Origin of the sequence: Cohnella kolymensis, assembly GCF_000829465.1 — a bacterium.
GTDB classification, from domain to species: Bacteria; Bacillota; Bacilli; order Paenibacillales; family Paenibacillaceae; genus Cohnella; species Cohnella kolymensis.
Genome location: NZ_JXAL01000032.1, coordinates 1 through 23,100 on the forward strand (window position 1 = coordinate 1; position 23,100 = coordinate 23,100).

A 23,100-nucleotide genomic window follows, 5' to 3' on the forward strand; every position below is an offset into this window, starting at 1 on the left:
ATTCAGTCGGACAACCCTGCGAACCTAACCGCGTCGCGGCCGCCCGTTCGGGCTTAAGGTTCTCGGCTTCGTGAATACAAGAGATGTTATCGTAAATACATCAGAGTCCGAGTTTCAGTCGGAACCTTTAAGTGGCTTTAGCCACCGGTTGCTTTTTAGCAGGCTTTAGCCTGAACAGCGACTTTCAGTCGCTCAAAGGAACCTACCGGCTTTAGCCGGTAGTCCTTGTTTTATGGATATAACTTCTTGTCTTTTGCGCAGGACAAGAAGTTATATAGTTCTCCGCAAAGGGACACGAAGATAGTGTTTTTCACCTTCAGTTGTGTCCTTCCTCCAGGATTGCATGTTTTTACCCACTGCTACTGGTTTACCATTGTTTGTTACATATTTCCTTAATTTAATTTTACCATACAATGTATAAAAATTACAGACTAGTCATTTTCATGCAGAACGTTATGATAAATGAGTGTCACAATAAATGGAGGTGCAACTCCTACGCGGGCCATGATCAACTGTTGCCTTATACAACAGGGGATTGGACGCCATTTGTGGAGGAAATGAACACAAATTTGTACGAGATGGCGACCTGATATCAGGTTCGGAAGCTGATTTCTCAATTTAATGGTTAGGAGAGATATGGAATGAGTTCTTTGATTCTCGGTTTCCAGGAAATGGAAAAAACGCAGCTTTTGCTCGTTGGCGGAAAAGGGTTAAATTTAGGGGAATTATCAAAAATTGAAGGAATACAAGTACCAGAAGGATTTTGTGTTACAACAGTGGGATATCAAAAAGCCATCGAACAAACCGAAACGTATCAGGCTTTGTTGGATCGACTAACAATGCTAAAAGTAGAAGATCGAGATCAAATTGGTGAAATCAGCAGGAAGATTCGACAAATCATTATGGAAGCAGCAATTCCTTCCGATGTTGTGAAAGCAGTTGCTCACTATCTCTCCCAGTTTGGCGAGGAACATGCTTATGCAGTGCGTTCTAGTGCGACTGCTGAAGATTTACCGCATGCCTCTTTTGCCGGTCAACAAGACACCTATTTAAATATCATCGGCATAGAAGCAATCTTGCAGCATATCAGCAAATGTTGGGCTTCCCTATTTACGGATCGCGCGGTAATCTACCGTATGCAAAATGAATTTGACCACAGTCAAGTTTATATATCTGTTATCGTTCAAAGGATGGTTTTCCCACAGGCTTCGGGGATTTTATTTACCGCTGATCCGATTACTTCCAACCGAAAGCTGCTTTCAATCGATGCCGGTTTTGGACTTGGAGAAGCACTGGTCTCTGGCTTGGTATCTGCCGATTGTTATAAGGTACAGGAAGGGGAAATCGTCAATAAGAGGATAGCAACCAAAAAAATGGCTATCTATGGACTAAAAGAAGGCGGAACTGAAACCCAGCAGATCGATCCTGATCAACAAAAGACGCAAACCCTTACTGAACAACAAATTTTACAACTGGCACGCATCGGAAGACAGATCGAAGCTTATTTTGGCTATCCACAAGATATCGAATGGTGTTTGGTTGATGATACTTTTTATATTGTCCAGAGTCGGCCAATCACTATTTTATACCCGATCCCTGAAGCGAATGATCAAGAAAATCACGTTTATGTATCTGTCGGTCATCAACAAATGATGACTGATGCCATGAAACCGCTGGGATTGTCTTTTTACCTGCTAACGACTCCTGCACCCATGCGTAAAGCCGGTGGAAGGTTGTTTGTTGACTTTACAAAACATCTGGCTTCACCTGTCAGCAGAAAGAAGATATTCGATACCCTGGGAAAATTCGATCCGCTCATTAAAGACGCACTTATGACCATCATAGAGCGAGGAGATTTTATTAAATCGTTGCCAAATGATAAAAAAGAACCGGGTCCCAGTAAAAGCAATAAAGGTATGTCGTCTGCGGGTTTTCAAGCGCAAATCGACAACAATCCGACAATCGTTTCTGATTTGATTAAGCGCAGTCAAACATCGATAGATGAGTTAACACAAAACATCCAAACGAAATCAGGATCCGATTTATTTGATTTTATTCTGGAAGATATCCAGCAATTAAAGAAGCTTTTATTTGACCCGCAAAGTTTGGGTGTGATTATGGCTGCTATGAATGCTTCAACATGGATCAATGAAAACATGAACAAGTGGTTAGGTGAAAAAAACGTAGCAGATACCCTTTCTCAATCTGTACCCAACAATATTACTTCGGAAATGGGTCTAGCGCTATTGGATGTCGCAGATGTGATTCGTCCTTATCCAGAAGTCATTGATTATTTAAAACATGTAAAAAAGGATCATTTTTTGGATGAACTGCTTAAGTTTGAAGGCGGACAGGAAACCCAAGACGCTATCCATGCTTATCTCGACAAATACGGAATGCGCTGTGCCGGAGAAATCGATATTACCAGAACGCGTTGGAGCGAGAAACCAATTACCCTTGTCCCGTTGATTCTGAATAACATCAAATCCTTTGAGCCTCATGCAAGCAATTGGAAATTTGAGCAAGGGCGACAGGAAGCTTTGAAAAAAGAACATGAGTTATTAGATCAATTGAAGCAATTACCGGATGGTGAACAAAAAGCCAAAAAAACAAAAGGAATGATCGACCTCATCCGGAACTTCATCGGTTATCGGGAATATCCAAAATACGGCATGGTTAATCGCTACTTTGTTTATAAGCAGGCTCTACTGAAAGAAGCCGAACAACTCGTACAAGCGGGCGTTATTCATGAAAAAGAAGATATATACTATCTCACTTTTGAAGAACTTCACGAAGTCGTACGCACAAATAAACTGGATTACCAGATCATCAGCAAACGAAAAGACGAGTACAAACGATATGAAAAACTAACTCCACCACGTGTTATCACGTCTGATGGTGAAATCGTTGCAGGTGAGTACAAGCGAGAAAATCTCCCAGCCGAAGCTATTGTAGGGCTACCTGTTTCTTCCGGAGTTATAGAGGGACGGGCACGTGTCATCTTAAACATGGAAGATGCTGACCTGGAAGATGGAGATATATTAGTCACCTCCTTTACTGACCCTAGCTGGACACCTTTGTTTGTATCCATAAAAGGGCTAGTCACCGAAGTTGGTGGACTGATGACCCATGGAGCAGTTATCGCACGTGAATATGGCTTACCGGCAGTTGTCGGGGTGGAGAATGCTACCAAACTGATAAAAAATGGGCAACGAATTCGCGTGCATGGAACAGAAGGGTATATCGAAATATTGTAATGGCTGAATACTGTCGGTGGACAAGAACATACTCGTTTTCCCGCAGCGCAGTATTTCATGCGCAGCTAAAAATTGACGTTGACACGACACCTAATGGTGTCCTATAATTAAATCGTCACCAAATGGTGTCCAATTGGGTAATCAACTAAATGCTTAGGAGACGGTGTTGTGAGCGACAACAACCAGTTGCGGGATGTTTTTGATGCGATTGCAGATCCAACTAGGCGCCGATTGATTTGTCTGTTAGCAGAGGCAGAGGAGATACCGCTTCATGAGTTAACGGCACAGTTTGAAATGGGCCGTACAGCGGTATCCAAGCATTTGACAATCCTTAAAGATGCCGGACTGGTACTTGACCGAAAAGTCGGCAGAGAAACACGATTTAGGCTAAACGCCTCTCCACTAAGAGAAATTCAAGATTGGGTGGCTTTCTACAGCAAGTTCTGGAGTACGAATATGTTGCGCTTGAACCACCTATTAGAGGAGGAAGAAGAATGAGTTTAACTTTATCCTTGGATTTTCAGTATACGACATCGATCGAGAAGCTTTGGTCCGCCTTAACCGATTCAAGAAAGCTTGCCAAGTGGGTGGCCAACATCCATACCGGTGAGGCGATGGATAATGATTTTAAGCCAGTCGTAGGACACCGTTTTCAGTTTCGCACTCAGCCGTCCGAATATTGGGATGGCATTATTGACGGAGAAGTGCTTATCGTGGACGCACCAAACCGGGTGTCCTATACTTGGGCCAGCGGAGGGGAGAAGCACACGGTCACCTGGACGCTGCAGGATATAGGGGACGGAAAGGTTAACCTTCATCTCGAACAAACCGGATTCGCCAATGCTCAAGGACTCGAAGGTGCTAGGTATGGCTGGGGTAAATGGTGCGGCGAGCTTGAAAAGGTATTGGCCTAGTTGTACGAATACCTTACTTAGGCTAGGCCGAAAAGCTCACGGATTGGATAATTCAGGATGATCATTCCTCACTGTCGGCGGATCGAAAAATTGAAAAGGGGTGTTCCTTGATGACAAAAGGTGAAAGGAATCCTAAGATTGATCCATTTTTTAGTAAGGCTAAAAAGTGGAAGGAAGAATTCGAGAAGTTGAGAAATATCGTTCTTGACTGCGAGCTGACCGAAGAATTTAAGTGGATGCATCCTTGTTACACGTATCAGAATAAAAACATCGTTCTAATCCATGGATTTAAAGAATACTGTGCGCTTTTGTTTCATAAAGGCGCCTTGTTAAAGGATCCGCATGGGATCCTCATCCAACAAACGGAGAATGTACAGGCGGCGCGCCAGATTCGGTTCACCAATGTTCAAGAAATAGATGAGATGCAGCTTATCTTGAAAACTTATATCGATGAAGCTATTGAAGTTGAAAAAGCCGGATTGCAAGTGGAATTTAAAAAGAATACGGAATACATCGTTCCTGAAGAATTACAAAATAAATTCGTTGAAATCCCTGACTTGAAAACTGCTTTTGAAGCATTGACGCCGGGTCGGCAAAGAGCGTATATTCTTCATTTTTCTCAACCCAAACAATCCAAAACCAGAGAGTCAAGGGTTGAAAAATATTTGCCGCATATTCTCAATGGAAAGGGATTAGATGATTAGGATATTCGATGAGAAAATAAATGAAATCGATGTCTAACGACAAAAAAGCGGGGACATAATTGAATTGGCGAAAGCTTGAGAATTCAAGCTTTTTTGCCAACCTCTGACGATCAATTTCAGGTGAGGTGGGATGATCATGAAAAATTAGAATTTATTCTTAAGAATTATCGGATAAAAAATTTGAGAACCGACAAAAGTAGACTGCAAACCTTGGAAGGGAGAGCAGTCTACTTTTTTCTTTGTCTCAGGCTAGTTTAATTTCGACAGAATTTCCATTGAGTTAAACTCCCTCGGTATGATTCAATTTTCTCACGCATGCTCGCTTATTCGCAGGATTTCATTCCACTTAGATAGAGTAAACGAGGATACAAGCAACACCGTCATAGTTTTCGGCAACATGAAGGCGCGTCAGAAGAAAGGGTATATACCATATACCCATATAATTCCATTTACTGTACGCATTCTCCACGCCGCCCCTGGAGGTTTTCACTCCCATGTCTCAACGGGTCTTAGCCCTCTCATTCCTTCGTTACACCTGTCCAAGGGGTGGAGGCCGGTCTTGCTAACGGAACGGGTCGGTGCCCTTTTGTTTAATTCATCCGGTACTCCGTGCTTTCTTTGAAATCCTGCGAATAAGCCAATCTACGTGATAACGAGACGGTATAAGTGCTTAAGCTGCTTGCTGGATTGGCAATGTTTTTTGTGGGATGTAGGGCTGACCACTGCGAGCCATTCCTACCAAGATCCGTGCTAGTTTACCGCACAGCTTCATAATAGACCTCATTCTCTTCATTTTCTTCACCTTGACATTGTGAGAATGCATGGCTTGGAATTCCGAATTATTCATGACTAAACTCATGGTCGCCATGAAGAGGAAGCGCCGAAGACGGGAACGTCCACGCTTACTAATCACCATTTGCCCGGTCCATTTACCCGAGCTCGCCTCGGCAAGATTGAGGCCGGCAAATCGATCTACCGGAATGCTAATGGGGATATAGTTGGGTCATCAATGATGGATATTTTGTGTCATTGGACAATTGCCGGATGACAAGAATTTGTACCGCATGGAGCCCGCATTTATTGCGGGTTTTCTTTTTTATCGGAATAGATTCTTGTCAAAAGTCAATGACAATAATCTATTCCGGTGGCCGAAATGGGCCAAGAATGTGTTCCGGTAGCCGATGATGATTAAAGTAACCGGTAGTAATAGTGCACAGTTGGACCGCGCGAAACTCGGAAGCGCTTATTAAATATTACAAGAGTGATGATAGGGGCCGCTGGCGTTCATCACAAAAAAATTCATGCAGAGTACACACGATGTACACAGCAGTATACTATGCTAAGTTTTGCGAGTACAAACGGAGGTGTGGTGTACATGAGAAAAGAAAGATCACTTGTTCTGTAATCAACAAGGTATCATGATCGACGGTGGTGAAATATGGATCGAACCAAGCGGGAGGTGACCGTTCCCGGGATCGCAAGTTGGTGGGACTGGTCTGGCACTCGCGATCGTCAAACATATCTTAGAGCTTCATGAAAGTGAGTTTGGTACGGTCAATAACATCAAGACGTCGCATTTTCTTTTACCTTCAATGAAAGCAGAGGAAAACCCAGTGAATAATCAAAATGGATCTATCTCGTGTCAACTTTGTTTGTGCTGCTTCTGACCAACGCGTGCGGCACAAATTCAAAATACGGATCGTCGCATACCATAGATGCGCAGCCTTCGGAAATCGTGGATAGAAAGATTTTATTTGCATGTTTAGGCTAATTAACATTTATACCTCTAGATGGGGAAATTGACTAATACGAGAAAGGGAATGTTGTAAATTGAAAAAGAATAAAGGGAAAAGAAATCTGCTTGCGATCACACTTGCCGCTACTATTTTGGCAACCCCTATGGCGCTATCATTACCTGCTGAGCATTCGGCTGCGGCAACTGCCAGTTCACAGCTTAAGGTTACACCAACGCCGTTTAGCATAGAAGGAAATCGTACGAGTATTTCAACGATCAATAAGAATAACACAACGTACATAGCGTTGCGCAGCCTTAGTAACAGCTTGGGCCTTAGCACTAAGTACGAGAAGGCGACCCAGATGGTTAAGATTGAGGGCAGAGGCCGCGTGCTGGAGATCAGCCTTCGGAATAACGCAATCACACTGAACGGACAACTTATCTTCGGAGCTGCACCGATCAGTCAAAACAATACAACTTACTTGCCGCTTCGTTTTCTGTTAGAGCGGATGGGTTATGATGTTTCCTATGAGCAAGCCACGAAGTTAATTGGAATTCATGCCATTCAAGAGAATAAGTTGAAGATGCAGTCGGAAGTTATCGGAGCGGATGGGGACGGTAAATCACTCCTTGTGTATTATCCAGTCATCTCTGGCTATGAGAATGCTGCGGTGCAGCAGAAAATAAATGCATTTCTTAAGGCGGAAGCCGACAGGAATGTTGCTGCTGGCTCGAAGCAAATGCAGCAGGCTGTAGAAGGAAATAAAAAAATGCTGGCCGATGACCCGAAAGCCGCGGTTCGACAGCCGAGCTTCGATGGCCGTTACACAGTAACTTACAACGAAAAGGATCGACTGAGCCTGTACGTGGATTATGACCTCTACATGGGGGGAGCCCACGGGATAACTGCCCGCGTACCTTACACTTTCGATTTAGCAACAGGTAAAGTGCTTTCATTGAAAGAGGTCGCAGACAATGCGCAGTACGTATCCATTATTAACAGTAAGATTAAAGCTCAGATTAAAAGTCGCAAAGTGTCATTGATTAACCCCTTCCAGACTATAGAGGCGGATCGCGATTATTTCCTTAACCACACCGGGGTGGCTATTTACTTCACACAATATGAGTACACTTCCTTTGCGGATGGGATGCCTGAGTTTGTGATTCCGTATAGGGACTTCCGATAACAGACTGCTTATGAGTTTTGGCTAGACACCGACCTTCCTTTGGTCAGTGTCTTTTTTTTTCATATAAGTTTATGGATTCGAAAAGGCACACAAATGCAGGTGAACAGGAATTTAAGGTACAAGTCACCATATTATAGTCACAAAATATAATCACATCGGTTATTAGTTGTCGAGGTCGAACCGCGTCATCCGGAAATTGCTGCGAGCTGAAATAGCGAGGCAAACTTCTCACCACAGAGAAGCGGCGGTCTATATCTGCTGACTTCGGGCAAAATCGATGAGTTTCATTACCGGGAATGCATGAATGAAAAAGGAAAGATAGACGGCGTAAGGTCGACCGTGTAAGCTGACGGTTTTCTCGCCGGATCGGATCATTGCAACATATTCGCTGGACATCCCGTCGGTATAGATAGTCTATACAACCAGATGGGAGATCATTTCAATGAAAAAGCTAGCCACCGCCAGTGTCATTGCCGCTCTGTTCTGTTCGCCGCTGTATGTTAATGCCGCCGACACGGCCGTTACCGATTCGATCCGGTTCACCGCAAGCGGAAAAACCGCCGTGCATGGAGATGCTGTCATCCGATTGCCGGCAGCCTCTTATGTCGATGACGGGAATGTCATGGTACCTCTGCGGGTTTTGGCAGCAGGGCTGCATGCTGAAGTCCACTACGACACGAAGACCAAAGCCGTCACGATGACCAAAGGCGACCGCTCCATCCGTGTCCGCCTATCCGACAATCGCGCGGTTGCGAATGGTCAAACGATCCGGCTTCCGGCTCGGCCGACACTTCACGTCAACACCATATTCGGTCCTGTGCGATCGATTGCCATCGCGTTAAACGCCGAAATTGCATGGAACCGTACCTTGAAATCCGTGACAATCTTCGCAGAACGCGGGACGGCAGCCGACCGGCAGGTGAAGGTGGACTATACGTTCAACCAAGGAGCCGAAGGTTGGAAGGGCGGCTTTGCCGATCTTCCGGTCAACTATGAGTCGGACATCTATGAATTGGATCACCGTGTAACAGCCGTGCCCAACCAGAATACGCCGATCAACGGCCTCCTACTGAAAGGGCATAACCGCAGCGACGATCTATTCATGTACGTCGTCAAAAAACTGGACAAAGAGAGCGGACTGAAGCCGAAAACGAAATACACGGTGCAATTAAAGTTCCAACTGGCCACCGACCAGGGGGGCGGAGGCATCGGCATCGGCGGCGCGCCGGCGGAAGCGGTGTACGTCAAAGCCGGCGTCGTGGGCTTTGAACCGAAGGTGAACAAAGTGCAGGAAGCAGATACCGAATATTACCGGATGAACTTGGACTTGGGCAGCCAAGCGACCGGAGGCCAACATATGACACCGCTCGGCAACATCATCAAACCGGATTCCGAAACGGCGGGCTACCAATTGAAGCCGTTCGAGCATTCGTTCACAGTTCAGACCAACGACAAAGGCGAAGCTTACCTTATTCTAGGCACCGACTCCGGGTTCGAAGGGCTGACGACGATTTTTTTCACAAACGTCAGCGCCACTTTTAAAGCAGCCGGAAAATAATAAACTCATGTTTCGAAGTCGAGCCTGGCGTTCGACTTTTTTTTACTGTTTCGCAACGCTTAGAAATAATTCGGGACATGCGCGGAGGCACTCTTCTTACCCTCACGTCCGTTACTCTCTGGTGGCTCTCTAAGATCCACGCTGAATAATTGATTTGAAGCTGCAGATGATGAATTTATTATTTATTTTTGTAGGGGGAAAAGAACATATAGCGTTACTGATCCGCGTAAATCGCGAGTTTTTTTGTTTTATGGATACATGTTCTTGTCTAACGCACTGCATAGGCACACGTATCGTTGGCCGAAAAGGACAAGAACATTTACCGTTAGTCACGGGCTGACGCCACCTGTTCATTGAAGGGGAACTGGAAAAATAAAAAGAGGGCTTTTCGCCCTCTCGGCTTGTTGAGAAACTACTCTTGCGGAAACAATTTTCCGTTGTCATGTTAATCCCAGATGTCAGGTCGATCAATCTGCATCATTCTCATATATTGCAACAGTTGTCCTGTATGAACGGCATCGTGATAACTCTTTCGTTCAAGTGCGTCACCGAGGTAACGTTCAATCGGACGATGAGGCCATTTGATTAATTTCGTACTGAATTCTTCCATATTCAAAGACTCGACGTAAGCGAGAAATTCCTTATGGTATAGCGCAGCTTGGTCAATTTCATCCTGCACAGTCGTGTAAGGCTTTGCCCACAATTGTTCCCTCTCTTCATCAGTAGGAAGTATTCCCTCTTTAAAAATCTTCAACCACGAATAGTCATGCAACAGCACGTGGCGAATCATTTCGCCAACCGACAATGCGCTGTCATCCGGCTTCCATGATAAGTACTCGGACGGTATAGCGTCTGCGGCTTTAATAAACCTTCTTCGCGTTTCTTTTAAATCGAGCAATATCAGTTCCTTCGCGTTCACTTCATTCTCCTCCTAATATTTAATGACTAACACAAATCCATTGTATACCCGCTAAATTTCGATTATCATCGAAATATGAATGTAAATACGAATTATACAACGATCATGTCACTTATTGGAGAGCAGACGAGGGCTATTATGCTTGATACACTGCTCGGGGGGCAGTCACTTCCCGCAGGAGAGCTTGCATACATTGCAGGTGTAACTCCACAGACTGCGAGTTCTCACTTATCCAAGCTAATTGACGCTAACGTGCTGCTGGTTGAAACGAATGGAAGGCATCGCTATTATCGCTTGGCGTCACCGGAAGTTGCCCAACTGATGGAACTCATTGCAGCCGTTACTCCACCGGTGCGTGTTCGTTCCCTGCGTGAATCCGAGCAAATGAAGAAAGTCCGGCATGCCAGAACGTGTTATGACCACTTGGCGGGTAGACTCGGGGTGGATTTAACAAAATCCATGCTGGATAATGGACTGATTGAAGTTGAGTCTCCAACCGATTTTTCGTTAACAAGTCAGGGACACGACCATTTTCGTCAATTCGGAATTGATTTCAGCGTAATCAAGCTCGGGCGAAGGGTATTCGCACGGAGATGTCTGGACTGGAGCGAACGTTACCACCACGTGGGAGGATTATTGGGAGCAACTTTAACTTCGGCATTATTTGAGCGAAGATGGATTGAGCGAGTGGAAGGGCTACGGGCAGTAAAAGTAACTGACGTTGGCAGGTCTGGTTTTAGGGAGTTTTTCGGTTTGGATGTAAAAGAAATAATAAAAGCGTAGGCGATGCCTGCGCTTTCCGATCATCCGCTAAGGTCTCATCTCCCACGGCTCCATCGTGCCAACGACATCTTTTCCTAATTCGCCGTGAGAGTAAGATTGATTGAGCTGCGTGAAGAAGAAAATGTCGGTCGAAGAGTACCGCAAATTGGCAGGCATGTTATTGGATGAGAGAAAATTGGACTTTTATTGTTGGGGAGCTGATGATTGCGGCGACCTTCCGACAACAGAGCAGCTTAATGAGTGGTTCGGTGCTGATTGGGGCTCCAAGAAAATGCCGGTCAATGCATTCAGGTCCGGATTTATTGATACCTTTGTTGAATACCTGGATTAAATCAAAAATGAACTCGGGGGAATCAATATCCACCAAGGGAGGGACTCAACTAAATGGGAATAGTGAGTGCTGTTGTTATAACTTTTTTTCTAACCGTACTCTGGCAAATGTGGGCTTCGCGTGCTAATAAATTACCTTTAAGAGCCGTCATCAACGCACTGACGAATGAACTAGATATGATGGCAGAAAAAATTAGGGTACGCAAATATCACAGACTACTGGAAAGAAACAAACGGGGATAAGTATGCTAAGGATGCTTCTAAAAATGTTAAAAATGCTCTGAAATCTTTGGAGTAGAATCTTGAATACGAGAAGGATGGGGATCAATTGCCTTTTTTTAATGTGACTGCATCTGTACTAGGAATAATCGGATATTTTATCAACTCAGACATTTTGTTTACAATTGGTGCTCTTAGTTGCTTTGTTCTGTTGACTATTAATTTTCTTATAAGAGGCTTTACACTGGATAAAATAAGAGCAACAGCACAACCTGATCGAGAAGGTTACATAATCAAATTGGGCTTAGTTTCAAGGATTATAACCACCTGCATTTTTATTTTTTTCACTATATTATTTTTTCCCAACCATAACTTCATGGATTGTAATTGTATTCTGTGCATCAAGCATTTTTTAATCTACTATCTATGATATTTAATAAAGCTACTAAAGGCGCTTATATGTGACAACTAGCGGTTGGAGATAGCAGATCTCAGCTTCTACGGTAATCTCAGTTTTGTCTTTGTATCTTTCAGCTAGTGCATCCAGCTCGGACTTGTTGGACTCGCGGATCGTTCTCTAGAAACGGTGTCGTGACGGGACGATCCAGCGGTTGCGAGACCGCATCGGCCTGCCTACGGTGATGAAGGTGACCTACAAGGGAGTGCTGCAGCTTCCAGCGCAGTGGGAAGCTCCCTTCAAAGTATTGGAACGCGGAGACAACAGTCTGACGATCGAGTGCAATCGGCAGGAATGGAAAGCGATGGATGTGCTCCGGGTGAAGAATCAATGGGGAGAAATCGAAGATGTACACATGGAGGAACCGGATTTCGAGGAGGTCATTCATCGCGTATATTAAACAAGAGCAATGCAAACCCAAGTGAGGCAAATAAAAGCAGCCGGAAAAAAATCTTCCAGGCTGCTTATCTTCGACCTCAAAAGAGGATTGAATACAGTGTTCATCTATGATAGAATAGAAATATTCTGTGGGGATACATTTAATTTAAATTAAAATATCCCTATAATAATTATATTATAAAGCAGGCAGTGTGTCAACACCCTTTTCAAAATGAATTAAAAGGAGGCTGTCTTGTTGATGAATAGTAAGGATTGGGATCTGGAGCAGCGGAGGCTGGCAGCTGTAACAAGTCAAATTCAAATCGAATTAGCGGAAATGCAGAGGATTGTGCAGGACAGGAAATCGGATGTGGTCGGCGGTCGCCAACAATTTTGGGATGAGATGACGATTGATGTCAACGATATTTTTGAGACGTCGGTAAGCATCGAGCAGCAAAGAAAGCTCGTGGCCGCCCAGGAAACCAGCTACCTGTATGCTCAGGAATCCCTCCGCAAGTTGGAGAGGCAGGCGGACTCGCCATATTTTGGCAGGCTCGATTTTGTGGAGGAAGGCGAGGCATCCGTAGAGCAAATCTAAATCGGGATCCTGTCTTTCGTTGACGAGGAGACGGGAGAACTGTTGGTTTATGACTGGCGGGCTCCGATCTCAGGCATGTTCTACGATTATCCACCTGGCCCGGCAGATTATGCGATCCCGGACGGGAGCACCATTCAAGGTAACATTCAGCTAAAAAGACAATATGTCATCAAAGGCGCGCAAATGCAAAATATGTTCGATACCGGGCTGCATATCGGAGACGAGATGCTGCAGCATATGCTCGGCAAGAGTGCGGACGACAAAATGAAAAGCATCGTCACGACGATTCAGCGAGAGCAGAATCAAATTATTCGCGACGACAAGCACAAGGTTTTGATCGTTCAAGGCGCCGCCGGCAGCGGAAAAACATCGGTTTCGCTGCAGCGGGTAGCTTATTTGCTTTACAAACACAGGACATCGCTGCGTGCCGACCACATGATTCTTTTTTCACCTAATCCTTTATTTAATCACTATGTTTCGACCGTTCTCCCCGAGTTGGGGGAGAGCAACATGAAGCAAACGACATTCCAGGAGTATGTGGAGCTTCATCTCGGGGAAGTGGGGAACATGGAGGATGCCTACAGCCAGCTTGAGTATCTGCTTACCGCCTACGATGATCCGGGCTATGCAAGCAGGGTGAAGGGCATAGAGTATAAGGCGTCGCCCGACTTTATTCAAATCATCGATCGCTATGCCGCTATGCTCGGCCGGGAGGGTATGGTCTTTGCCCCCTTTACGCTCGGTGACCAGATCGTCATTTCCGCAGAGAAACTTGAAGCATCTTTCTATAAAGGATACGATCAGGTTCACCTGAGCCGCCAAGTTGAAAACATCGCGGATTGGGTCGTGGAGGAGCTGGACGCGCAGGAAGAGGAGAGCTTTAAACAGATTTACCGAAAAATGCTGAAGCATCCACCTATCTAGCACGGAAAAGGAGCTGAAGTCGGCCAGCAGGAAGAGAGCGAAGAAAAAGTTCGTTCCGTTAAAGAAGGCTGCAGCAGAGTTGGCTTTTATCGACAAGCTGGCGACCTACCGCCGCTTGTTTGAAGATCGGCAGCTGTTCGAATCCGTTTCGGAGGGCGCGAATTTGCCGGACGGTTTTGCCGCCATCCGCGCTTATACGCTGGAAAGGCTGAAGCACGGGGATATTCCGAATGAGATACTGTTCCCCTTTTATATTTGAAGGAACGGATCGAGGGCAGAGATACTTTTAATGAGATCAAGCATGTCATCATCGACGAGGCTCAGGATTACTCGCCGTTTCAATATGAATTTATCAACAAGTTATTTCCGCGCAGCCGGTTTACGCTGCTAGGGGACGTCAATCAGGGGATTTATGCTCATTCCAATCTGCATGGCTATGATCCTATTCGGCAGCTGTTCGGCGAGGAACAAACGGAGATGGTTCGCCTGACTAAGAGCTACCGTTCCACTACGGACATTGTCGAACTGACGAAGGCTGTGCTTCCGCAAGGCGAGCCTGTGGAGGCGTTCAGCCGACAAGGGGGTACGCCGCTGGTGATTTGCCTGGCAGGGGAGGATCAACTTGCGCAGGCGGTCGCCCGAGATGTCAAAGTGCTCGCGGACAAAGGCGTGCAATCGATTGCCATCCTCTGCAAGACAGAGCGGGAAACCGCGGAAGCCTACGAGTCGCTGAAGGAGCTTATCGATGTACATTTGATTACGAAGCGGACGAAAACTTTTGTCAATGGGGTGCTTGTTATTCCGTCGTATTTGGCGAAAGGCTTGGAGTTTGACGGGGTGATCGTCTATAACGCGGGATCGCTGCAGTACAGCCGGGAAAGCGAGCGCAAGCTCTTCTATACGGCTCTTACCCGGGCAATGCATCATCTGCATATTTATTATACGGGAGAGCTTACTCCGTTTCTTTCAGAGACGGGAAAAGGGCTGTACGAATCCGTTTCCTTCTAGCAAACTTATGGACCTGCTAAAAAACTTTTTGTTGATATTCAGAGGCGGTAAGAAACAATTTTGACCTTGAGGGATAGATTCCTTAAGGCCGCAAACGAATTTAGGCTGGATGACACCATAGTGGATTTGGAAAAGCATATTGTGACTGTTCATGGACAAGAAATCGAAATAACCAATAAGGAATTCCAATTATTGGATTTTAATCGAGCAGAACTGCATGGGGATCCTTACCAATCCATATACAGAAAGATGAATGATGAGCTATGGCTGTTTATCGGCGGGAAAATGGAATTCCAGGATTTAAGACTCGTTATCTCAAGAAATTCTGATTATTTACAGGAATATTATGTTACTTTACGGCAGTATTTCACTACATTGAGTGTTGTGATTTCTTTGATTTTATCGGTAGCGCTAATTTTTTTTATTATTTCAATTAACCGCACCCATTCGCAGGTTAAACAAGGGTGTAAGGGCGATTGCTGCAGGGGCGTATGATCGAAGAGTGAAAGTGAGAGGGAACGACGAATTTGGGGAATTAGCACAAGATTTTAACAGGATGGCTGATGCTGTTTCCAATCATATTGAAACGATCAAAAAGGCGAGTGAAGACAAAGAAATATTCATCAACAACCTCACTCATGAACTTAAAACACCCATTACGGCTATCTGAACTGTGACCCGAGGTTTTTTATTAGAGGTAAATCAGTCTGTCTGATAAGGACTTACAGCAACAAAGAAAACGATGTTAGAGTAGCTTAGAACAGGATATGCACGCTTTGTTGCCTGAAAACTTGCCGTTAAAGACAGCGCGGTGAACCGTATCATAAGTAACGGCGAAATGTTTGGCAGAAACGTGAGAAAGCCCTTGTGACGGTTTTTCACTCCTCCAACATCTCAATAACCATCCTCCAATATTACAAAGTAAGCTGCATACAAACGCTCATGCCAATGTCATTGATTCTTTCAACGACAAAGGGAGTGAGCGTTGACATTCACAAACCTTTATTATCACTCAGGACCGAGAGATAATAAGCATATTCCAAAGGCCTGCTATAAATTAGTTTTTTTGTTTTTAAAGCTTTTTAAGATCTTCATATATACTTTTTTTGTGGTTTCCCGTTAAGTTCAATAATCCATAGCTTGTTATGCTCGTCTATTACAAAATCCACACTCAATTCACCCAAAGAACCCATATAAGTTTCTGCTTCTTGTGAGGCCTCTACACTTACTTCGTACAGAGATTGGAGGATTTCATTGGTTTCTTCCTGCATAAATATTCGCGGAAGAATTTCTGAAACATCATAAATGGTTCCACACACGCTCGTGTTAAAGTAATGTTCATAAGCGACTCTACACGTTATGGCGGAAACCATCCATTCTCCAAGAATACCTTTTTGAACAAGAACCCGGATATCAAAATACCGCTGACTAAGTAGATGAACCCCTTGCTGAACCATGTATTTCTTTAGTCCGAGAAGTTCATCCAATTTTTTCTGAATGTTTTCATTTTTTCTGCAAATATATCTTGGGGCCAGACTGTGCAAAGAGATGTGAATATCTCCGCTATCCTTTAGTTCAACCCGATACACAGACTTACCCATAGATCCGTAAGAAGGCTTAATGTATAGCAATTTATATTTCTCTAATAGTTCTGATACACTCACTTCATTATATAAAAAACGTGTCCGGTACGTAGGGTTTAAGATTTGACTGTTTTAATAGGTTATAGAGATCCCACTTATTAAAAAAATTGATATTGTTGAAACATTTCTTTTTTCCGATCGTCTTCTCTAGGCGTTGAATGGTTATTAATTTTTTGTTAAAACTCCGGTTATAGACGACATGGGGAAAAGGGAACGAACTCTGCTTCCAAATGCCCTTTCTCAGGCTAAGTCCAATAATACGTTGTTCCTTCCAAAGAATATCTGCCGGTGTAAAGGCGTAAAGCTTCAGGTTTAGATTGTGATAACGTTGATAAAGTTCCAAACTTCTTTTTCTGCTGTTCCTTTTAGCTACCAGAATGCCTATTAAAGGGCCACTCTCCAATCTCATCACTCCTATGGTTTCGATCTCGTTTATTATGTAATGCCAGAATAGACATAATGCTATGGTACAAGAACATAGATGAATAGAAAATCAGCGGATGTAGTGCTCTATTTGCCTATTTTTGGGTTAGGTGGGTATTCGCTGTGTTTTTCGTTTTAGCTTTTAATATGATAAACGACGTTTGAAAACAAGGAGAAGTGATCATGGGAAGAAGTAATATTCCACCAGGACCTCCAGGACCAGAAGGACCCCCAGGACCTCCTGGTCCTCCTGGACTACAAGGACCGGAATTACTACAAGAACTTGCGGGAGCAATTGCAGAAGCCGGACCCCAAGGACTTGCAGGAGCACTTGGTCCAGCTGGAGTAGCGGGGCTTGTAGGAGCAATTGGCGCAGCTGGACCCGAAGGACTTGCAGGAGCACTTGGACCAGCTGGACTTGCAGGAATTGCAGGAGCAATTGGCGCAGCCGGACTGGCAGGGCCAGCAGGGCCTGCAGGAGCTACGGGGGCGACTGGTGCGACGGGACCAACCGGAGCAACCGGACCTCAAGGAGTAATCGGACCAACTGGACCAGGAGGTGGAGGATTAATTCCATTCTCAACGGGTATCATCCTAGTTGGTGCTGAAGTAATCTCGCTGCTCCTATTTTAATGGGTTTTGGCAGTAGCACGGTTGAAGTTATTAACGCTGCCGGAGAATCAACGATGCCGCCCGAAGCAGGTGGGTTTGCTTTCCCGATACCCTTTAACGGTACCGTTCAAAACTTACAAATAAGTGCGGATCTATTGGTTACTTCTGTGGTTTCTATAAATACTCTCGGTCTTCAATATGATTTTACGGTATTCCGCGCACCGTCAGCTCCTAATAATGGGATTGATCATATTTCTTCGGCTTACTTGACAACTCCGCTAACTAGTTCGGTTAGATTCGGATTTCCGAATAATGTCATTACAGCTGGTACTTTCCGAACCGCAACGAATTTAAATCTTGGAGGATTAGTAGTTTCTGCGGGTGATCGTATTGGTATTCGTGTAAGGACGCTTGCGTCGACGAATCCCTCAGCGGCTGATATCACCCAACTCTCGTTTAGCGCCAGTCTCTCATATACTCCTTCTTAATAAGCCTCCATCATTGTATTTGTCTCTTTGTTTCAAACGAATAGCACAAACCACGGCCATTCATAATGAACTAAAATATTATCATTCGAGATTCCTTGAATATTCAGTGATACCTGCTGATAAACAAGAAGCTGCAGTAACTTGGCTGCTGAACCGCGTAACAGCTGAATTCTGTTTAAACTTCTTCAAGGAATGGCTTAATGTCGCACAAAAAGGGGCTGCTAATAGTAAAGTACCAAACTGGAAAGAGATCCATCACATGAAAGAAATGTGCGTCCCTGAACTCGCATTTAAATTTAATGTTGATGAACCGAATGCAAAAATAGAATGTAACCAAATAAATTATGATAAAGACTTGTCATCGTTTGAATGTCCATGTAACACGATAAAAAAAACGTCGCAAACATAAAAAAAATGAAAACGCATCATCCATTGAGTGTAGCAATGAAAATATTTGACAACCCAAGCTATGAAAATAAACAATTGAAAAGTTATGTCGATCAATATATTAGTCAGTTAGCTTTTTGAATATTGTCGAAGAGGGTATGTAATAGCATTGACTTAGATTTATTTAAAGAATTCACAAGTTGATTTCTTATTAATTTCGTTGGGCGTTAACAAATATATTCAGCATACACGTGTGACTGTGGTCATTTCATGTGCGGAGGAATTAACTCAAGATAAAAGGACCCACTGAAAACATAATCGATGTAAGTTCTTGTCCTTTAACGATGCATGTTCTTGTCCTTCGACATCCGACAAGGCACTTGACGGAATCGAGGGATTTTTCCGGTTTAAAGACATATGTACAAAATACAATGTAAAATGTATTGTCCATAATGATGGTTTTTTGCTGTTGTCTCTAGCTTTCTAATATGGACTGTCAACGTATATACTTACCATCAAGTAGTCACGTATTTAAACGTGACTTTTTTGTCGCTCGCAAAGTGATTGAAAGGAAATTTCTACATAATAATCGAATGTTGTATGTAACATCTGAGCAATTGAAGAAATGTGTAGAGATTTTCAGAAAACTATATATTGGATGGAGGATTATTGAATGGACTATCCAATTTGGGCACTTAGTGAAAGGTTTTGTGGGAAAGTGATTGAAGACCAGGTTTATGATGAAACTGAAGCCTTCATGGCAAGCCCGCTTACGATTGTTTGCGTCCGTGATGATGACGCCGTACACGCGATCGTCGGTCCGCTTGGCGAAGTTCTGAGAGGACGCACCTTGGTGAATCTGACGACCGACTCACCGGTTCGTGCACGCTAAACGGCCGAATGGGCAGCAGGGCACGGGATCGAATTCCTCGACGGGGCGCGATCATGACTCCGACGAGTACGATCGGCCAGAGCTTGGCCCGTCGTCTTGTACGCGGAGCGGAGGCCGTCTATCTAGCCTATCGCCAGACTTTGGCAAGCATCGGCGGTACTTCAAATCTTTCCGCCCTGTCGATTCCGGCATGTCCCGTTCGTTGAGTCATTAGAGGCCAATCATAGGACAAGAAGGTGTATATGATGAAATTCATGATGATCGTCAAAGCGACGAAGGATTCAGAAGCCGGAGTCATGCCGAGTCAAGAACTGTTCGACGCTATGGCCAAGTATAACGAAGAGCTGGCAAGGGCCGGCGTACTGGTCGCCGCGGAAGGACTGCACCCGAGCTCGGCGCGATTCGCATTTCCTATCCAGAACCGGGTGGAAAGCCCAAGGTGATGGACGGTCCGTTTACCGAATCGAAGGAGATCATCGCGGGCTTCACGTTGATTGAGGTGAAGTCGAGGGAAGAGGCGGTCGAGTGGGCGATGCGAATGCCGGATCCGCACGGCTTCGGGGAAGGGGAGATCGAGCTGCGCCAAGTGTTCGAAGCGCCGCAACTCGCCCAGGATCCGGAAGCGTTAGCCAAGGAAATTGCGATGCGGGAGCGCGTGACGGGGAAGCCGAAATCGTGAAGGAATCCGCAGTTCACCGCACCATCGATGGAATCTGGAGAATCGAGTCGGCCAGAATCATTGCCGGTCTGGCGCGTATGGTACGGGATGTCGGGCTTGCCGAGGATCTGGCGCAAGATGCGCTTATAATCGCACTCGAACGATGGCCGGAAACCGGCATACCCGACAATCCAGGGGCGTGGCTGATGATAACCGCAAAACGCAGGGCCATCGATCACCTGCGCCGGAACAAGCTGCGCGACCGCAAATACGAGGAGCTGGGCTGGGAGATCGACCGGCAGCATGAGCCGGATTGGGACGCGGCGATCAACGATCCCGTCGGCGACGATCTTCTTCGCCTCATCTTCACGACGTGCCATCCCGTCCTTTCCGCCGAGGCACGGGTGGCGCTGACGCTTCGGCTGCTCGGGGGATTGACGACCGAAGAAATCGCTAGCGCGTTCCTCGTACCGGAAGCGACCGTCGCGCAGCGGATCGTCCGGGCGAAACGCACGCTAGCCGCCACTCACGTCCCCTTTGAATTGCCGCCTAAGGCTGAGCTGACGGCGCGGGTGTCGTCCGTGCTCGAAGTCATATACCTCATGTTTAACGAGGGGTACGCCGCGTCTTCCGGCGGCAGTTGGATCCGGCCCATGCTTTGCGATGAGGCGCTGCGGCTCGGGCGGGTTTTGGCCGAGATCACGCCGCACGAGCCGGAAGTCCATGGACTCGTCGCACTGATGGAAATTCAATCTTCCAGATTCAGGGCACGGGTGAGCCAGAGCGGAGAACCGATTCTGCTCATGGACCAGAACCGGGCGCTTTGGGATCACCTGCTGATCCGCCGGGGGCTGGCTGCAATCGAACGGGCCGAGCGTCTCGGTCGGGCGTTCGGTCCCTATCTGATCCAAGCTTTGATCGCTGCGTGCCACGCCCGTGCCCGTACATCTTCGGAGACCGACTGGGTCCGGATTTCGGCCCTCTACGACGCGCTATCCCAAGTCGCGCCGTCGCCGGTTGTCGACCTTAATCACGCGGTCGCGCTGTCGATGGCGTTCGGCCCGGAAGTGGGACTGGAAGTCGTCGATGCGTTACAGCAGGAACCGTCCTTAAAAAACTATCATCTTCTGCCCAGCGTACGAGGGGACTTCCTCGTAAAACTGGGCCGCAAGCAAGAAGCGTGTGAGGAATTCAAACGCGCCGCAGCGCTGGCACGCAACGAGAAGGAGCGCGAGCTGCTCCTGAGTCGCGCTTCCGAGTGCGCCGCAAGTTGCGGAGAAACCAAACCCAATAATTGAAACAAATCGAGAACAGCGTCTGTATGTTGATTAGTCAGTCGTAAAAAATTTTTCTCGCTTCGTCGATTCCGGCTTCACCCGTTCGTTGTGCATATAGAGGTCAATCAAACACGAAAAGGAGAATGACGATGAGATTCATAATGATCGTCAAAGCGACAAAAGATTCCGAGGCCGGCCTTATGCCGAGTCAAGAGCTGTTAGACGCCATGGCGAAGTATAACGAGGAGCTGGCGAGAGCCGGTGTGCTCGTTGCGGCGGAAGGACTCCACCCGAGCTCGGTCGCAATCCGCATTTCATATCCGGAACCGGGAAGAAAGCCCAAGGTGGTGGACGGCCCTTTTTCCGAATCGAAGGAGTTGATCGCGGGTTTCACGTTAATCGAGGTGAAATCGAAGGAAGAAGCGATTGAGTGGGCGATGAGGATGCCCGATCCGGCACGGCTTTCGGGGAAGGGGAAATCGAGCTGCGTCAGGTGTTTGAAGCGCCGGAATTGACGCGGGATCCGGATGCGTTAGCCAAGTTACAACCCATTTACTCAACAACGAGGTCAATGGAACGGCCGACTACTTGAAGGTACTAAGCGCCGCAGTTCCGAAGAAACCCAACTGAATACTTGAAACAAATCGAGAACAGAGTCTGTATGTTAATTAGTCAGTCGTAGTTTATTTTGAATTGAAGGAGACGTTCGGAATCAGTTAAGGAGGCTCTTAAATGACTAATAACGAATCAATAAAAAGAAAACTTATTACTACAACAATCCTAACCTTAGACGGGGTATTGCAATCTCCAGGAACAGATAAAGAAGACACTACCGGCAACTTTAGTTGGGGCGGATGGTCAGTCAATTACTGGGACGAAGTGATGGCCAACTTCATGCAAAATATTATGGAGAATCCTTATGACTTGCTTTTAGGAAGACGTACATACGACATTTTTGCCTCTCACTGGCCACATGTTAAAAACGATCCCGTAGCCGACAGCTTAAACAGAGCACGCAAGTATGTAGTCTCTCAAAAGGATTTAAAACTTGAATGGCAAAACTCTGTGACGGTAACAGGAGATGTGGTGGCCGAGATCAAAAAGCTTCTTGAACAAGATGGCCCTGATTTGTGGGTACATGGCAGCGGGAATTTGATCCAAACGCTCCTTGCAAACAATTTACTGCACACAATGCATATATGGACATACCCGGTGCTCGTTGGAACCGGTAAACGCCTCTTTGCCGAAGGCACAAGAGCAGAAGGATTGAAACTCGTTGATTGCAAAATAGCCACCACTGGTGTTATTATCGCCTCTTATGAACGAGCCGGAGATCTCAAAGTTGGATCTTTCGCTCTCGAGAATTTACCTGCAGAGAAACGGGTATAAAGCAAGTGAAATGCCGATAATCCATAATTGGATCTGCCGGAGAAGAGGGGAGTCCCAAAATAACGGGGCTTCTTTCTTTTTCGTTCGTAAGGTTAAAAAGATCTTATAGTTATGTTAAAATTCAATAAATTAAATTAAGACAAAACGAAATCGTTTTATTAGTTCGATTCCCCGGTTAGCAAAACACAATGTCAGGAGAGAGAGAAGTTAAAAAGGCTTTGCGAAAAAGTGCGTTCATGCAACAAATCAGGCGTCATATCTTGTTGCCGCTAGACCATAACGTCCAGATGCTGGCGGGATTGCCTGTCCGTGAGTTGCCGAATATAATGACCATATCTCGGTAAAGGAAAAGGATGCCTC

23 protein-coding genes and 3 pseudogenes are annotated in these 23,100 nt (G+C 45.7%); 23 read left to right on the forward strand and 3 right to left on the reverse strand.

Features of this window, described 5'->3' with window-relative positions:
* The first annotated feature begins 641 nt into the window (after nt 1–641).
* The 4 genes from ppsA to SD71_RS19600 all read left to right on the forward strand — a co-directional run bounded on the left by ppsA (nt 642) and on the right by SD71_RS19600 (nt 4,875).
* Nucleotides 642–3,257 (forward strand): phosphoenolpyruvate synthase, encoded by a 2,616-nt coding sequence (gene ppsA, locus SD71_RS19585; RefSeq protein WP_041067063.1) that lies wholly within the window; start codon nt 642–644, stop codon nt 3,255–3,257.
* Nucleotides 3,258–3,425: 168 nt separating this feature from the next.
* Nucleotides 3,426–3,755: an ArsR/SmtB family transcription factor gene (locus SD71_RS19590; RefSeq protein ID WP_041067066.1), complete on the forward strand. Its 330-nt coding sequence runs from the start codon at nt 3,426–3,428 to the stop codon at nt 3,753–3,755.
* Nucleotides 3,752–4,171, forward strand: coding sequence for an SRPBCC family protein (locus tag SD71_RS19595; RefSeq protein ID WP_041067069.1), 420 nt, complete (start codon nt 3,752–3,754; stop codon nt 4,169–4,171). Before SD71_RS19590 ends, SD71_RS19595 begins: the two co-directional genes overlap by 4 nt.
* A 110-nt stretch (nt 4,172–4,281) precedes the next feature.
* Nucleotides 4,282–4,875 carry a YdeI/OmpD-associated family protein gene (locus SD71_RS19600; RefSeq protein WP_041067072.1) on the forward strand — a complete coding sequence of 198 codons (594 nt, stop codon included), beginning with the start codon at nt 4,282–4,284 and terminating at the stop codon, nt 4,873–4,875.
* Nucleotides 4,876–5,545: 670 nt separating this feature from the next.
* Here the strand turns inward: SD71_RS19600 and SD71_RS19605 are convergent.
* Nucleotides 5,546–5,845 (reverse strand): annotated as a pseudogene (locus SD71_RS19605) (transposase); the annotation flags it as partial.
* 860 nt (nt 5,846–6,705) lie between these two features.
* On the opposite strand from SD71_RS19605, the gene SD71_RS19610 reads away from it, so the two are divergent.
* Nucleotides 6,706–7,797: a stalk domain-containing protein gene (locus tag SD71_RS19610; protein ID WP_041067077.1), complete on the forward strand. Its 1,092-nt coding sequence runs from the start codon at nt 6,706–6,708 to the stop codon at nt 7,795–7,797.
* A 442-nt stretch (nt 7,798–8,239) separates the two neighbouring features.
* Nucleotides 8,240–9,355 carry a copper amine oxidase N-terminal domain-containing protein gene (locus SD71_RS22590; RefSeq protein WP_052476431.1) on the forward strand — a complete coding sequence of 372 codons (1,116 nt, stop codon included), beginning with the start codon at nt 8,240–8,242 and terminating at the stop codon, nt 9,353–9,355.
* Between the two features lie 445 nt (nt 9,356–9,800).
* Here SD71_RS22590 and SD71_RS19620 read toward each other — a convergent pair whose 3' ends face one another.
* A complete protein-coding gene (locus SD71_RS19620; RefSeq protein WP_041067081.1) occupies nt 9,801–10,274 on the reverse strand; it encodes a DinB family protein in 474 nt (157 codons plus the stop codon).
* A 105-nt stretch (nt 10,275–10,379) separates the two neighbouring features.
* Between SD71_RS19620 and SD71_RS19625 the strand changes: the two genes are divergently transcribed.
* The 9 genes from SD71_RS19625 to SD71_RS23310 all read left to right on the forward strand — a co-directional run bounded on the left by SD71_RS19625 (nt 10,380) and on the right by SD71_RS23310 (nt 15,641).
* Nucleotides 10,380–11,057, forward strand: coding sequence for an ArsR/SmtB family transcription factor (locus SD71_RS19625; RefSeq protein ID WP_326998796.1), 678 nt, complete (start codon nt 10,380–10,382; stop codon nt 11,055–11,057).
* A gap of 109 nt (nt 11,058–11,166) precedes the next feature.
* Complete coding sequence (locus SD71_RS19630; RefSeq protein WP_152619518.1) at nt 11,167–11,388, forward strand: hypothetical protein; 222 nt, start codon at nt 11,167–11,169, stop codon at nt 11,386–11,388.
* An 829-nt stretch (nt 11,389–12,217) separates the two neighbouring features.
* A complete protein-coding gene (locus tag SD71_RS19640; protein WP_041067093.1) occupies nt 12,218–12,463 on the forward strand; it encodes a hypothetical protein in 246 nt (81 codons plus the stop codon).
* A 234-nt stretch (nt 12,464–12,697) separates the two neighbouring features.
* Nucleotides 12,698–13,039 (forward strand): hypothetical protein, encoded by a 342-nt coding sequence (locus SD71_RS22595; protein WP_152619519.1) that lies wholly within the window; start codon nt 12,698–12,700, stop codon nt 13,037–13,039.
* A 9-nt stretch (nt 13,040–13,048) separates the two neighbouring features.
* A complete protein-coding gene (gene helD / locus SD71_RS22600) occupies nt 13,049–13,963 on the forward strand; it encodes an RNA polymerase recycling motor HelD (protein WP_326998797.1) in 915 nt (304 codons plus the stop codon).
* A 79-nt stretch (nt 13,964–14,042) separates the two neighbouring features.
* Nucleotides 14,043–14,222 carry a hypothetical protein gene (locus SD71_RS22605; RefSeq protein WP_052476434.1) on the forward strand — a complete coding sequence of 60 codons (180 nt, stop codon included), beginning with the start codon at nt 14,043–14,045 and terminating at the stop codon, nt 14,220–14,222.
* A complete protein-coding gene (locus SD71_RS22610) occupies nt 14,219–14,971 on the forward strand; it encodes a 3'-5' exonuclease (protein ID WP_052476435.1) in 753 nt (250 codons plus the stop codon). Before SD71_RS22605 ends, SD71_RS22610 begins: the two co-directional genes overlap by 4 nt.
* Nucleotides 14,972–15,091: 120 nt before the next feature.
* The gene (locus SD71_RS19650) at nt 15,092–15,466 is read left to right on the forward strand and encodes a helix-turn-helix domain-containing protein (RefSeq protein ID WP_152619520.1); all 375 of its coding nucleotides are present in this window, start codon (nt 15,092–15,094) and stop codon (nt 15,464–15,466) included.
* Entirely contained in the window at nt 15,447–15,641 is a 195-nt protein-coding gene (locus SD71_RS23310; protein WP_235427254.1) for a HAMP domain-containing protein, read from the forward strand. The genes SD71_RS19650 and SD71_RS23310 overlap by 20 nt, the downstream gene beginning before the upstream one ends.
* 421 nt (nt 15,642–16,062) lie before the next feature.
* Here the strand turns inward: SD71_RS23310 and SD71_RS25210 are convergent, their stop codons facing one another.
* A complete protein-coding gene (locus tag SD71_RS25210; protein WP_235427252.1) occupies nt 16,063–16,635 on the reverse strand; it encodes a YheC/YheD family protein in 573 nt (190 codons plus the stop codon).
* A 769-nt stretch (nt 16,636–17,404) separates the two neighbouring features.
* On the opposite strand from SD71_RS25210, the gene SD71_RS25215 reads away from it, so the two are divergent.
* The 8 genes and pseudogenes from SD71_RS25215 (at nt 17,405) to SD71_RS19685 (ending at nt 22,740) form a co-directional block, all read left to right on the forward strand.
* Complete coding sequence (locus SD71_RS25215; RefSeq protein WP_235427253.1) at nt 17,405–17,575, forward strand: hypothetical protein; 171 nt, start codon at nt 17,405–17,407, stop codon at nt 17,573–17,575.
* Between the two features lie 148 nt (nt 17,576–17,723).
* Complete coding sequence (locus tag SD71_RS23770) at nt 17,724–18,137, forward strand: hypothetical protein (protein WP_152619521.1); 414 nt, start codon at nt 17,724–17,726, stop codon at nt 18,135–18,137.
* Between the two features lie 1,060 nt (nt 18,138–19,197).
* Nucleotides 19,198–19,416, forward strand: coding sequence for a hypothetical protein (locus SD71_RS22620; protein ID WP_052476437.1), 219 nt, complete (start codon nt 19,198–19,200; stop codon nt 19,414–19,416).
* 53 nt (nt 19,417–19,469) lie between these two features.
* On the forward strand, nt 19,470–19,622 hold the full coding sequence (locus SD71_RS24085) for a hypothetical protein (RefSeq protein ID WP_161793423.1): 153 nt from the start codon (nt 19,470–19,472) through the stop codon (nt 19,620–19,622).
* A 39-nt stretch (nt 19,623–19,661) separates the two neighbouring features.
* A pseudogene (locus tag SD71_RS19670) lies at nt 19,662–20,095 on the forward strand (YciI family protein).
* Nucleotides 20,092–21,372: an RNA polymerase sigma factor gene (locus SD71_RS19675; RefSeq protein WP_041067098.1), complete on the forward strand. Its 1,281-nt coding sequence runs from the start codon at nt 20,092–20,094 to the stop codon at nt 21,370–21,372. Before SD71_RS19670 ends, SD71_RS19675 begins: the two are co-directional and overlap by 4 nt.
* A gap of 128 nt (nt 21,373–21,500) precedes the next feature.
* Nucleotides 21,501–21,943 (forward strand): annotated as a pseudogene (locus tag SD71_RS19680) (YciI family protein).
* Between the two features lie 140 nt (nt 21,944–22,083).
* A complete protein-coding gene (locus SD71_RS19685) occupies nt 22,084–22,740 on the forward strand; it encodes a dihydrofolate reductase family protein (protein WP_041067101.1) in 657 nt (218 codons plus the stop codon).
* Nucleotides 22,741–23,100 lie beyond the last annotated feature (360 nt).

Coding starts and splice junctions, on each gene's coding strand:
- ppsA (WP_041067063.1), top strand. CDS start 642: ATGAGTTCTTTGATTCTCGGTTTCCAGGAAATGGAAAAAACGCAGCTT.
- SD71_RS22620 (WP_052476437.1), top strand. CDS start 19,198: ATGGACTATCCAATTTGGGCACTTAGTGAAAGGTTTTGTGGGAAAGTG.
- SD71_RS19685 (WP_041067101.1), top strand. CDS start 22,084: ATGACTAATAACGAATCAATAAAAAGAAAACTTATTACTACAACAATC.
- SD71_RS24085 (WP_161793423.1), top strand. CDS start 19,470: ATGACTCCGACGAGTACGATCGGCCAGAGCTTGGCCCGTCGTCTTGTA.
- SD71_RS19595 (WP_041067069.1), top strand. CDS start 3,752: ATGAGTTTAACTTTATCCTTGGATTTTCAGTATACGACATCGATCGAG.
- SD71_RS22590 (WP_052476431.1), top strand. CDS start 8,240: ATGAAAAAGCTAGCCACCGCCAGTGTCATTGCCGCTCTGTTCTGTTCG.
- SD71_RS19625 (WP_326998796.1), top strand. CDS start 10,380: ATGTCACTTATTGGAGAGCAGACGAGGGCTATTATGCTTGATACACTG.
- SD71_RS23770 (WP_152619521.1), top strand. CDS start 17,724: ATGCCGCCCGAAGCAGGTGGGTTTGCTTTCCCGATACCCTTTAACGGT.
- SD71_RS19600 (WP_041067072.1), top strand. CDS start 4,282: ATGACAAAAGGTGAAAGGAATCCTAAGATTGATCCATTTTTTAGTAAG.